This is a genomic window from Microcoleus sp. B13-B6, from assembly GCF_036705405.1.
Taxonomy (GTDB): Bacteria; Cyanobacteriota; Cyanobacteriia; order Cyanobacteriales; family Microcoleaceae; genus Microcoleus.
Genome location: NZ_JAUBUJ010000008.1, coordinates 18,840 through 31,875, shown reverse-complemented (window position 1 = coordinate 31,875; position 13,036 = coordinate 18,840). Strand labels below are relative to the sequence as shown.

7 protein-coding genes and 1 CRISPR repeat array (1 of these 8 running past the window's edge) are annotated in these 13,036 nt (G+C 44.2%); all 7 genes read left to right on the top strand.

The window, feature by feature from the left end:
* The first annotated feature begins 2 nt into the window (after positions 1–2).
* The 7 genes from cas10d (at position 3) to cas2 (ending at position 9,107) form a co-directional block, all read left to right on the top strand.
* Positions 3–3,488 (top strand): type I-D CRISPR-associated protein Cas10d/Csc3, encoded by a 3,486-nt coding sequence (gene cas10d, locus QUB35_RS05520; protein ID WP_333140118.1) that lies wholly within the window; start codon positions 3–5, stop codon positions 3,486–3,488.
* An 81-nt stretch (positions 3,489–3,569) separates the two neighbouring features.
* Positions 3,570–4,583 (top strand): type I-D CRISPR-associated protein Cas7/Csc2, encoded by a 1,014-nt coding sequence (cas7d, locus tag QUB35_RS05515; RefSeq protein ID WP_333140116.1) that lies wholly within the window; start codon positions 3,570–3,572, stop codon positions 4,581–4,583.
* Between the two features lie 5 nt (positions 4,584–4,588).
* Positions 4,589–5,296, top strand: coding sequence for a type I-D CRISPR-associated protein Cas5/Csc1 (gene cas5d / locus QUB35_RS05510; RefSeq protein ID WP_333140114.1), 708 nt, complete (start codon positions 4,589–4,591; stop codon positions 5,294–5,296).
* A gap of 343 nt (positions 5,297–5,639) precedes the next feature.
* A complete protein-coding gene (gene cas6 / locus QUB35_RS05505) occupies positions 5,640–6,482 on the top strand; it encodes a CRISPR-associated endoribonuclease Cas6 (RefSeq protein WP_333140112.1) in 843 nt (280 codons plus the stop codon).
* Between the two features lie 716 nt (positions 6,483–7,198).
* Positions 7,199–7,792, top strand: a complete 594-nt coding sequence (gene cas4 / locus QUB35_RS05500; RefSeq protein WP_333140110.1) for a CRISPR-associated protein Cas4 — start codon at positions 7,199–7,201, stop codon at positions 7,790–7,792.
* A 22-nt stretch (positions 7,793–7,814) separates the two neighbouring features.
* Complete coding sequence (cas1d, locus tag QUB35_RS05495) at positions 7,815–8,819, top strand: type I-D CRISPR-associated endonuclease Cas1d (protein WP_333140108.1); 1,005 nt, start codon at positions 7,815–7,817, stop codon at positions 8,817–8,819.
* A gap of 15 nt (positions 8,820–8,834) precedes the next feature.
* Positions 8,835–9,107: a CRISPR-associated endonuclease Cas2 gene (gene cas2, locus QUB35_RS05490; protein ID WP_333140106.1), complete on the top strand. Its 273-nt coding sequence runs from the start codon at positions 8,835–8,837 to the stop codon at positions 9,105–9,107.
* A 254-nt stretch (positions 9,108–9,361) separates the two neighbouring features.
* A CRISPR array of direct repeats spans positions 9,362–13,036; the repeat unit is 37 nt; unit sequence GCCGAAAACAACCTAAAACCCTACCAGGGATTGAAAC; it runs 8,450 nt beyond the window's last position.

Genomic DNA, 13,036 nt, shown 5'->3' with positions numbered 1-13,036 from the left:
AAATGGCCAAGAAGAATAAACCAACCGAGTCAGAATTTATACAACTATCACTTTTTGACGCACCACAGAATTTGAATGTTGAACAGTTTGATGATTTGGAAGAGGATGATTTGGAAGAAGAAGACGATGATGATGATTTGGGGTTGAGTTTTGAAAGTACCGATCGCGATATTGAGCCGCCCCAACAAGAGTTAATTACCGTCAAGCTTTTGCGCTCGGCAATCTTGGCTCAAAATCCCAATGACCCCATCATGGCTGATTTTGCCGAGTATGTTCTGCCAAATCTGCTGCGAGTGGCGATCGGCGTTACTGCTAAAGGCGGTAAATGGATCGAAGCAAAAGAACAGGAACTCGCAGCAAAAGGCAAAGTGATGAACAGGAGAAATGCCGCCGATCAATCCCTAAATACTCATTTACTTAACGGACTTTTCCCGGCTAATTTAATCGAACAGCGCCTAGAAAAATTGAATACAACCGTTAAGCGCGTGATTCGCGAACCAGAAAGACGGTTACTCGTTGCTGCTTTCATTCTCCACGACTTTGAGAAATTTGATTATTGCAGATTTCCGCAAATGTCGCAGAAATACAAAGATTTTCAGAAAAACAAGGATAATAAAATCCGCGATTTGTCAATCCCAGAACATCGAGAAATTATTGATGCCATCATTCGCGACCTCAATCTGGATCGATTAATTAATTCCAACTATCCAGAAGCCTATCGCGAGTATCTTGATGATTTACTCTGCATCGCTTACAACGCTCAAACGCGATCGGATACCAACTGGAATTTTTCCATACACAGTGGACTTCAGCCTCAACTGGAAGGAGATAAACTGGTTGAATTAGCAAAATTAGCTTGTCTCGCTGACCGTTTAGCATCCATTATCAAACATCCTCAAGACGCTCTTAAACCAGGTGTGAATAATGTGATTGGTCAAGTCAGTGACAGACAACTAAAACTCTCCTATCACAGCATTGCTGAAAATCGCGGTGTCCTCACCAATATTGTCAATAATGCCGTAATGAATGCCCATACTGAAATAAATTCAGAGGATATTCATTACTATGAGCCACTGCTGTATTTACCAACAGGTATCATTTATTTGACACACCGCAATGCACCTTCTGTGACAGTGGATAGCATACCCGATCGAGTTGTCAATCAAATCAAATCTCTCTGTGCCAAAGAACTAGAAGACAGACAAACAGGCTTTAGTCGAGATGGTAAAGGCATGAAATATGCCGATTACTACAATTTATTTTTCGACATCCCTGATTTGATGAAAGTTGCACTTAAAGCAACGTTGAGGATTCTGAAAGATGGAAAAAAGCCTGTTACTAAAGACCGCAGCGATAATCTTGTAAAGTTCCAAAAACAGGAAATTTTATCGGCTGATTATAACTTTCGATTTCCAGATGATATTCGGATAGATCAACTTGCTGAATTTGGGGACGCAGTGAGTCGTAAAATCTGGGGAGATTGCGTTGCTAAAATGGAAGCGGAACGCAAGAAGCGCGACGCGGAACGTAAGAAAGATCCAGAATTACTCAAACTACCAGCAATTGATTTAACTCCCGAAAACTTAATTCATGAAGTTGCAGAGTTCTGGAATCTCTCAGAACACCTGCCAACTATCCGAGAAATTCAACGGATTAATGAAAGCCTCAAAGAACACAAACTTAAAGGCAATACGGGCGGAGTTCCTTACGAATGGTACTATTTAGCCGCTAAATATATAGAACATCACCCTAGCATTGAGGATGTACGTCCAGTTGGTGAGGAGTTGATTGCACATATTACAACTTTAATTCAGCCAATTTTGTCTGAATACAATATCCCCGATGGTTGGGAAGATTTGCGGCTGTGGGTGACGCGAGTTGTAAAGTTGCAAACACCAGAAGCAGAGCCAATCTCAGGTCAGATTTTCTTAGATGAGTTAGAACGTTATCAAGCCGCTAAAAAATCGGGACGGGGAAAACAGTTAGTTTGTTCGATTTCTCACTCGGCTTATACCGTTACCGAACAAATGGAATCAGCCGTTTTATTCACGCCACAAGTTTATACTAACAAGCAAATGCTGGGAGGCTCTAATGCTAAACGCAATATTTCCAGTATTGCTGGCATCGAAATGATGCTGCGGCAGATTTTAATGAGCCAAACTCAGGAAATTGGAGGACGATTTGAGGATGCTAAATACCGATACCTCTACTTTTATCCGACTTATTACTGCACCCCTGAAACGAACGCATTTTTGCATCAGGCTTACGATAATATTTTCCAAACTCGCTTCGATACGGGAGTTCGCAATCACTTTATTAGCAAGGAACTTCAGGCTAATTTTGAATTGAGCCGCTATCAAAGTGTAGATGTCTTTCATTTGGATGAAAGAGCGGAAGGTAAAAAGGACAAGACATTCAAGCTTACTTATCCCGAAAATCAACCGCTTACCTTTTATTTTATGGCATTGCCTCCTGAGAAAAAAGGGAAAGATAAAAAAATAACTGATACAGAATCTTGGATTATGCCAGCTTGGTTAGCGTTTGCATTTCCCATGATTCTGGATGTCAAAACTGTGGTTTCAGAGTCGCCTATTCCGCCATTTAATGACGGTGCAGACTTTGAAGAAAGCGTATTTCTAGATAGCGCACCGCCAGCTTTTAGGGTTTTGACGAAGCGCGATCGCTTTCGCCTCGACTATATCTTAGAAGGATGGGAGGAAAACGGCAAATCTTATCCTGCACCTTTGAATGTTTTAACTGCTGCTTATGCCATTCATCTTGATGTTAATGCGAAACAGGGGAAGTCCGGCTATGACTCCAACTGGGGAAAATTAACTGAACTCGCCACTGATTTTGAAACCAGCCCTCTTTATGTGTTTAGCTACCTCAGTAAGTGGGTGCGGAAACAGAAAAATGAAACGGCGTCAATTCAAAAAATCAAGCTTTATGCTTATCATTTTTACCCTTGTTTTGACGCTTATGCCCAATATAATCATGAAGAGGAACGATTGACTGTGACAAGCGCATCAAGTTTAAACCACCCCCAAAAATTGACGGAATTGTATCGCCGATTTTACCGTGCAAGTAAGCGATATAATCCCAAGGCAAATGCTGTGCTGAAACCGATTGATATTGCTTCTAAAACTATCCTTGAAGCCGATCTGAGTTGTCAAGGTGAATCTTTAGTGTTGACAGTTGCTGCTGAAGTTTCAAAGCTCATGGATCGCGTTCACTCTTCTACTGCGGAAGGACGCTGGATTTTCAGCAATCGAGAGGAAGAAAGACAGGCAATTTTAGAGTTTGGTCGCTACTTTGTTGAGGAGGTATTTGAGAAATCATTTGCGGGCGATCGGGCCCGTTTAGCCGGCCGCCAAATCAACTTAATCCGAGATACCTGCGAATTCATTTATCGTTTAGAGAATGACAAAGAAAATCGCGCTAGAGATGACAAATCCGGTGACGAATCTCAGGAAGAATCTGACAATTAAAGCTGAAGCTAGTGTTTGACAAGCTACACGCAATTTGCACCAGTAACATTTTAACTACAAATTTCACTTAGGAGACAAATCATGCCTTTCTTGAAAACCCTTGATGCTAAATTATTTCATGCCAGCATTCCTTACAAACCAATGGGAAAATATGCCCACTTCCTGACTGTACGAGTGACCGAATCTTATCCTCTCTTTCAGACAGATGGAGAACTAAATAAAGCGCGAGTTAGGGCCGGGATTGAAGATCAAAAACCTATCAGCCGCCTTACCATGTTTAAGCGCAAGCAATCTACACCAGAACGTTTAGTCGGCCGCGAGCTGCTGCGTAACTATGGTTTTATGACCGCTGAAGATTGCGAATACAATGTCAAGTTTGCAATGAATAATCCTGATTGCATTATCTACGGATTTGCGATCGGTGACTCTGGTTCAGAAAAATCAAAAGTAGTAGTTGACACAGCATTTTCAATTACCGCTTTTGATGAATCTCACGAGACTTTTACCCTCAATGCTCCCTTTGAGAATGGCACAATGGCATCTAAGGGTGAAGCAGGTTCTAAACCAGGCGAAGTTACCAGTCGCATCAATCAGCAAGACCACATCAAACCCCAGATTTTCTTTCCTAGCATTGTCACCCTGAAAGACCCTACAGAAGCTAGTTTTTTGTATGTTTTCAACAACATCCTCAGAACCAGACACTATGGCGCTCAAACGACCCGCACAGGTCGAGTCAGAAATGAGTTAATTGGTGTCGTATTTGCCGACGGCGAAATTACCAGTAACCTCCGCTGGACGCAAGCAATTTACGACAAATTGCAGGGTGACGATAAACTTAATTCCAACAACCCTCTCAATGAAGATGATGTGATTATGGCTGCTAGGGCTGCTATCCAAACGTTACTGTCTGAGGAATTTATCGTGCATGAAGACTTTATTGGGGATAAGTTTACACCATTAGTGACAGAGGTTAAAGCTGTTATTGGCAATGAAGATGAACTCAAAAAAATGTTGAAGAAAGCCGATGACGAGGCTAAAGCTTACGCGAAGAAGCATATCAAGGGTAAGGCAGGAGCTACAGCAGCAGCGGAGTAACAACCATGACTTTTATTTACCGCTGTCAAATCGAGTTGCACGATAGCCTTTATTTTGCAACTCGCGAGATAGGGAGACTTTACGAAACAGAGCCGGTAATTCACAATTACGCGCTTTGTTACGCCCTCGGTTTGGTGGATAGCGAAATCTATTCCACCACCGTTTCTGAAGAAGATTCCTATCGCTATTTCTGTCCCGAACAAGTTCCTAAATACGAGACGCATTTAACGGCGCTCAACCAACAGGGGATTTATGTTACTCCGGGGCGATCTATTTCTCACTCCTCTACCCTCAACACTTGGAAATATGCCAACAACAACTATCACGTTGAGATGGAGAAAACTCAGAAAAATATCCCTAGTTTTGGCAGAACCAAAGAAATTGCGCCGGAAAGCAAATTTGAGTTTTTCATAATCTCAGAGAAGTCTCTGAAACTGGCAAAGTGGATACGGTTGGGAAAGTGGATGAGCAAAGCAGCAGTCGAAATCCTAGAACAGAAGGAAGTGAAGCGCTCGACTTCTGAAGCTAACTTAAATTTTCCCTATCTGCTAAATCCTTTAGATGTGATGTTTTCCCATCAAGTGATTAGCTACGATGTGGTTAATATGCCTCCGGTTAGCCTCATCCAAAATGTCAAAATGCTAGGGCGATATTACGAGTTTGAGCCACTCAAAATTCCCGCTTGTATGGAATACCGCTTTCGGGCAGATTAATAGGAGGCAGACCCTCTAGAAATGCGTTCCCAGGTAGAACCTGGGAACGAGCAATTTACCATAATTCCTGTAGGGGCGGGTTCACCAATATCTGTAATAAAAACGAGAGATTCTGTAAACCCGCCCCGATCTTCAATTATGGTCGATCGTTCCCATATCCTATCATATGATATCCCTTGGCTTGACCGTAATACCCCGACCGGGGCGGGTTTTTGAGATTGTCAATTATTGGCAGATATTGTTGGTAAACCCGCCCCTACAATATTATCGGTAATCGATCGCAAATCATATCATTTCCTGGTGGTCTGCAATGCTTTCAACAATCACCAACCATTAACCAAATATGCCACACAGCCTCGTCCTCAACATCCTTCCCCTGGCCCCAATTCCCCCCGGATACCTCACCGGCAGACACCTGCACGCCCTCTTCCTCACCCTCGTGAGCTCCGTTGACAAAAAACTCGGCGATCGCCTCCACGATGCCGCCGCCCAAAAATCCTTCACCCTCAGCCCTTTGCAAACTAAAAAATGCCCTTTCAAAAAACACCATTTCCTGCAATGGGAACACACAGAACCGATTCCAGAACACACCCTCTGTTGGTGGCGAATTACTCTCCTTGATGACACTTTATTCGGCAAGTTAACTCAGCTTTGGCTGAACCTCAATCCCTCGAAGCCGTGGCATCTCGGCCCCGCCGATTTGATGATTACCAAGATTCTCGGAACGCCCCAAGTAGATCAGCCTTGGGCTAATGCTTGCGATTACTCTCAACTGTACGATCGCGCTTCTGAAACCAATCGCTTAATTGCCTTCAGTTTTGCGACTCCTACTACCTTTCGACAGGGCAAATTTGATTCCGTGATTCCTACTAGAGACTGCGTTTTTAATAGTCTCCTTAGTCGCTGGAATAAGTACAGCCCGATCGCACTTCCCGATCTTTCCTTCGATGCACTTTTTTCGACATTTGTCAATATCCGAAGTGAAAAATTGACTAACTATCAAAGCGATTTTGTTGGCATGGTTGGGGAGGTTAGCTATCGGATTTTGGGAGATGTGGAGCCCTTAGTGATTAAGCAAATTAATGCTTTGGCTGATTTTGCTGTTTACTGCGGGGTAGGGAGAAAAACTCCGATGGGGATGGGAATGACTAGGCGAATAGTTGTTAAAAAAGTTCTTGATAACTGAGCGTAAAACCCATAGTCCGCCAGGGGTTGAAACCCCTGCCTAATAGCTAAAGTCCTCTGAAGAGGACTGCAAGAATGAATGGTTAAATTACTTCTTCAGTCGGCTTCAACCTTTGCGCTTACTGTTACCGATAAGCTCAAAATATCATCAATGATTAAATTACTTCTTCAGTCGGTTGAAACCGACATCTTGCAGCAATCTCAATAAGAGGATTTTTCGTGGGAGCGGGCGGGTTTATAGAACCTATTTGCAAGCTTTAAGGCTGTTGGCGAACCCGCCCCTACGGCTAATTGAGAATGGTGCAATATCTCAGTTGAAACTGACATCTTGCAGCCATATCAATAAGAGGATTTTTCGTGGGAGCGGGCGGGTTTATAGAACCTATTTGCAAGCTTTAAGGCTGTTGGCGAACCCGCCCCTACGGCTAATTGAGAATGGTGCAATATCTCAGTTTCAACCGACTTTAGCTATGAGACAGGGGTTTCAACCCCTGGCGGACTGGCGGCTCACTAATTCCTCAAATAACTGGTTCCTAGGCTCTGCCTGGGAACCGATATCCAGAGGCTCTGCCTCGCTTGCTCAGGGAGGAAAATTGGAGGCAGAGCCTCCGGATCTGTGTTCCCAAGCTCTGCCTGGGAACGAGTAGACTCTTGTGGAACAGGCATCTTGCCTGTTGCTAATTCCCCATTACTAATCTCCTACAAACCATCAAAAAAATGAACGATTCTGATTACATTTCGATCGCAACTCTCAACCAGTATTCTTACTGTCCTCACCGCTGTTGGCGAATGTCTTGTGCGGGAGAATTCACCGATAATCAGTATACCATTGAAGGGACAAGTTTGCACGATCGCGTTCACACGATGGGCGAAATTAACCGCAATGAAACTTGGCAGGTGCGGGCGATTTGGCTGAAATCCGAGCGCTACAAACTGATTGGTAAATCGGATTTGATTGAGTCGGCTGAGGGTGAGATTTACCCCGTGGAATACAAGCGGGGACGGAAGGGGGAATGGGATAATGATGAGTTGCAAGTTTGCGCTCAAGCGCTTTGTTTAGAGGAGATGACGGGGAAAACTATTGCGGCTGGATATGTGTATTACGCGCAATCGCATCAGCGGCAATTAGTGGAGATTTCTGAGCAATTGAGACAGGATGCGATCGCCACTATTGAAAAAGTCGGTGCTCTTTGGCGATCGGGAAATATCCCTTTACCAGTTTACACCGCTCGGTGTACGGGATGCAGTCTTTTTCCCCAATGTCTGCCCCAAGCTGCCGCCAAAGTCAACCGCTATCAAGAAGCAAGTTAACCTGCAAATAGGAGATTTCACAATGGGAACAGTTTACATTACTCAAGAAGATGCTTTTATTGGCAAAGTCGATGAACGTCTGACAGTTAAAGCTGACAAAAAAAATCTGTTGGACGTGCCATTAATTAAGATTGATGGTGTTGTTGCATTGGGACGCGCTACAGTTTCGCCGGCTGTGGTTGTGGAACTGTTGGAACGTCACATTCCTTTAAGTTTTTTGACTGTAAACGGACGTTATTTGGGGAGGTTGGAACCGGAGATGACGAAAAATATTTTTGTGCGAAAAGCTCAGTGGCAAGCGGCTGGTGAATCGGAAAAATCGGTGCATTTAGTTAGAGGATTTGTACGGGGAAAGCTCAAGAATTACCGCAATTCTTTGTTAGAATGTCAGCGCAAATATTGTCCCCAAGATTTTGAAAAGCCCATTGCCCAATTGAAACAAGTCATCGCGTCTATTGAGAAAACTTCGAGTATTAATTCTCTGCGAGGATTGGAGGGGGCGGGTAGTGCGACTTATTTTGGCTGCTTCAATCAACTGATTCGCGTGCCGGAATTTAGCTTTGAAGTTCGCCGCCGCCGTCCGCCTACTGACCCGGTAAATTCTCTGTTAAGTTTGGGATATTCTCTGCTGCGGCACGATGTTCAAAGTGCGGTGAATATTGTGGGATTCGATCCGTATTTGGGATATTTGCATTTTGAGCGCTATGGCCGTCCTTCCTTAGCGCTGGATTTGATGGAAGAATTTCGACCTTTGGTTGTTGATGCTGTAGTGTTGAAGGCGATTAATTTGCAGAAAGTTTCGCCTAATGATTTTACGGCAGAACCGTTGAGCGGGGCGGTTTCTTTGACAAAAGAAGCGCTGCACATTTTTTTGCGACTTTACGAAGAAAAGAAGCAGTCAACGTTTAAGCATCCTGTGATGGGAAAGTTGTGCACTTATCAAGAAGCTTTTGAAATTCAAGGGCGGCTGATGGCTAAGTATTTGATGGGTGAAGTTGATAAGTATCCGCCTTTGATTCTTAAATAGGGAGGCAATTAAATTATGTTTGTTTTGGTTTGCTATGATATTTCTGAGGACAAGCGCCGCACTAAGATTCACAAGATTCTCAAGTCTTATGGGGAATGGAAGCAGTATTCGGTGTTTCATTGCGAGGTGACGGATACTCAGTATGCCCGGATGCGCCAACGTCTGAGTAGGGTGATTAAGTCGGAAGAAGACAGCATCCTGTTTCACTATTTGTGTGCTTGCTGTCAGGGCAAGATCGAGCGGATTGGCGGCCGGGCACCGCTGGATACTACGATCTTTATGGTTTGATTTTGCGTCTGGCTGTAGGTGTTAAACTGAGGGGGTGAATTTTAATGGCTGAGAGCTTTACTAGGACTGGGTTTGCAGTGGTTTGTACCTCATGCGGGTCAGACGCAAATGCTGAAACCTTTACTGGGAGAGAGTTTGAGGTCTATTTGAATTTTGCCCCCTTGACAGGGCGATCGTTGAAACGGTATATTGATTGCAGTCAGACGCAACTGAACCTTGAAAACCTTATATTTCAAGCCTCCCAGACCCCGGCGGCCGAAAACAACCTAAAACCCTACCAGGGATTGAAACCGGAATTAACTAATTTGCTGACAGTGCGCGTGTAGGAGCCGAAAACAACCTAAAACCCTACCAGGGATTGAAACAGCCAATCAAAAAAGATAGCAATGAACAGCAGCAAGCCGAAAACAACCTAAAACCCTACCAGGGATTGAAACAAGAGGGCGATCGAATTCTGGAAGAAACAGGGATTGATGGCCGAAAACAACCTAAAACCCTACCAGGGATTGAAACCGCTACCGCCTCCACACAATGCAAACTATCGAAAGCCGAAAACAACCTAAAACCCTACCAGGGATTGAAACATTCCCCCCCGTCAGCTTGGCTTTAATCGCATCGGCCGAAAACAACCTAAAACCCTACCAGGGATTGAAACTTATTTACTTCTAAAACTGCACCAACTGAGGAAGCCGAAAACAACCTAAAACCCTACCAGGGATTGAAACCCTACTCCGGTGCCACCACGAATCCAAATCTTAGTACGCCGAAAACAACCTAAAACCCTACCAGGGATTGAAACGCTTAGAGCATCCACTAAATCTTCCTTCTTGGGATGTAGGGAAGCCGAAAACAACCTAAAACCCTACCAGGGATTGAAACACTTACCTTCTGATTTAGCTGGTGACACGAAAGGCCGAAAACAACCTAAAACCCTACCAGGGATTGAAACTGTGCCAACCAGCGCATGAGAGCAAGCGTGTTCTCTGCCGAAAACAACCTAAAACCCTACCAGGGATTGAAACTTTGCAACGGGTGTAGGCGTGGGTACACGGGCGTGGGTACAGGCCGAAAACAACCTAAAACCCTACCAGGGATTGAAACACGTAAAATTTTGGCTCTCCAGTCTGATTGCTGCCATCGCCGAAAACAACCTAAAACCCTACCAGGGATTGAAACACAGTTAGCGCTGTTCGTGGCAACCTTCGGTTGAGGGCCGAAAACAACCTAAAACCCTACCAGGGATTGAAACCGGCATCCTTGGGGTATTGTGCGCTACCTGTAACCGCGCCGAAAACAACCTAAAACCCTACCAGGGATTGAAACAGGGTCGCGATCCTATCACTGGTGTTTTGAAGGTATGGCCGAAAACAACCTAAAACCCTACCAGGGATTGAAACAGGCAATGGGGCAATATTACCGAACAGAAAGAACATGCCGAAAACAACCTAAAACCCTACCAGGGATTGAAACTTCAAATTCCCCGTACTGGCACTTTTTCTTAAATTGCCGAAAACAACCTAAAACCCTACCAGGGATTGAAACACTCGGCGGGTGGGGCGTCTCCGTGCCCGTGGCGGTGCGGCTTGCCGAAAACAACCTAAAACCCTACCAGGGATTGAAACTTGCATTTGTTAACCATCGTATGCGAGAACTTTAATTACAGCCGAAAACAACCTAAAACCCTACCAGGGATTGAAACTAGCGTGGCTAGAGTCAACCGGGTCTTTCAGATTTGGCCGAAAACAACCTAAAACCCTACCAGGGATTGAAACGAAGATGACTGCTTCTTCTAAACCGATGACGGCGGCTAGCTGCCGAAAACAACCTAAAACCCTACCAGGGATTGAAACTTAATCCAGATGTTTGTAATATATTTTCAGAAAGTGCCGAAAACAACCTAAAACCCTACCAGGGATTGAAACATGATAGTTTTGCTCTTTTGGAAAAACAAGACGAAAAGGCCGAAAACAACCTAAAACCCTACCAGGGATTGAAACGCAGCATCATTATTTCCTACTAGCCAAACGCCAAGCCGAAAACAACCTAAAACCCTACCAGGGATTGAAACGAAACCCATCTAAATCGAAAAAAAGCAAAGCAGACATAGAGCCGAAAACAACCTAAAACCCTACCAGGGATTGAAACACCGACTAAAATCGGCTTGAATCGATTTAAATTTGCCGAAAACAACCTAAAACCCTACCAGGGATTGAAACGGCGATTCGGTGATTAGAAATAAATTTCCAGAGAAAAAAGCCGAAAACAACCTAAAACCCTACCAGGGATTGAAACTTAATTATATAGCAACTGTTCACGCACCCCCGATTTTTGCCGAAAACAACCTAAAACCCTACCAGGGATTGAAACCCAAAATTAAGGAGCTAACAGGGGCAAAACCTAGTGCCGAAAACAACCTAAAACCCTACCAGGGATTGAAACCAGCAATTCCAAAAGCTGTAGCATCAAACTTATGGCCGAAAACAACCTAAAACCCTACCAGGGATTGAAACAAATTACTAGCAGAAATCGGAAAAAGACCGTTAGGCCGAAAACAACCTAAAACCCTACCAGGGATTGAAACCTTTTAATCTTTTCGCCTAAAGTTCCTGGTGCGCCGCCGAAAACAACCTAAAACCCTACCAGGGATTGAAACCCTGGTGCGCCAGACATAGCACCTAGCCCATTTGGCCGAAAACAACCTAAAACCCTACCAGGGATTGAAACACCAGCGGCGCTGACGATATTATTCCAAAAGCGCCGAAAACAACCTAAAACCCTACCAGGGATTGAAACAAAAATTATAAGGAGTAAAAGGGATGCTTGACCAAAGCCGAAAACAACCTAAAACCCTACCAGGGATTGAAACCGCCCGTTCCTTGAGCCTTGCTCGCAACCCTTACGCCGAAAACAACCTAAAACCCTACCAGGGATTGAAACACAAAATATGCTTCTATTCTCATTTCTTTGACACGCCGAAAACAACCTAAAACCCTACCAGGGATTGAAACACCACTTCTCTAGGGTTTCCAAATGTGGCGTTGAGCCGAAAACAACCTAAAACCCTACCAGGGATTGAAACGTGTGAAATGCCCGTGAGAAATTGTCTTAAGCCGGGCCGAAAACAACCTAAAACCCTACCAGGGATTGAAACTTAATTTTTTGACTTCTGCCCATAAAACAGCTAGCAGCCGAAAACAACCTAAAACCCTACCAGGGATTGAAACAAGGCTTTCTGAAGGATCTTCCCAATCCTCCAGCCGAAAACAACCTAAAACCCTACCAGGGATTGAAACCCTCTCCCTTGTACCAGGAGGACGGTAAGTAAGGCCGAAAACAACCTAAAACCCTACCAGGGATTGAAACAAACTCCCATTTAGACTCTGTACCGTGCAGTGCGTTGCCGAAAACAACCTAAAACCCTACCAGGGATTGAAACACACCCCTTAACTGGTAATCAGATTTAGAGTGAAGCCGAAAACAACCTAAAACCCTACCAGGGATTGAAACCAGTAATGAGCCGATCGCACTGATTGAACCCACAGCCGAAAACAACCTAAAACCCTACCAGGGATTGAAACGAAGATATTTTTCATGGGCATCTACAATCTTTTGGCCGAAAACAACCTAAAACCCTACCAGGGATTGAAACTTAAGCGATAGTCTAGATAGTTTGGTATGTTCTGGTAGCCGAAAACAACCTAAAACCCTACCAGGGATTGAAACCTACAGCTTTAGCAAAATCAGCATAACTTGCTATGCCGAAAACAACCTAAAACCCTACCAGGGATTGAAACTCCTGTGTTTTCCTTGATTCTTATACAATAACTGATATGCCGAAAACAACCTAAAACCCTACCAGGGATTGAAACGTATATTTTGGCTTCTTCACCTGCGTATATAATCAATCCATGCCGAAAACAACCTAAAAC

Coding starts and splice junctions, on each gene's coding strand:
- cas10d (WP_333140118.1), top strand. CDS start 3: ATGGCCAAGAAGAATAAACCAACCGAGTCAGAATTTATACAACTATCA.
- cas7d (WP_333140116.1), top strand. CDS start 3,570: ATGCCTTTCTTGAAAACCCTTGATGCTAAATTATTTCATGCCAGCATT.
- cas5d (WP_333140114.1), top strand. CDS start 4,589: ATGACTTTTATTTACCGCTGTCAAATCGAGTTGCACGATAGCCTTTAT.
- cas6 (WP_333140112.1), top strand. CDS start 5,640: ATGCCACACAGCCTCGTCCTCAACATCCTTCCCCTGGCCCCAATTCCC.
- cas4 (WP_333140110.1), top strand. CDS start 7,199: ATGAACGATTCTGATTACATTTCGATCGCAACTCTCAACCAGTATTCT.
- cas1d (WP_333140108.1), top strand. CDS start 7,815: ATGGGAACAGTTTACATTACTCAAGAAGATGCTTTTATTGGCAAAGTC.
- cas2 (WP_333140106.1), top strand. CDS start 8,835: ATGTTTGTTTTGGTTTGCTATGATATTTCTGAGGACAAGCGCCGCACT.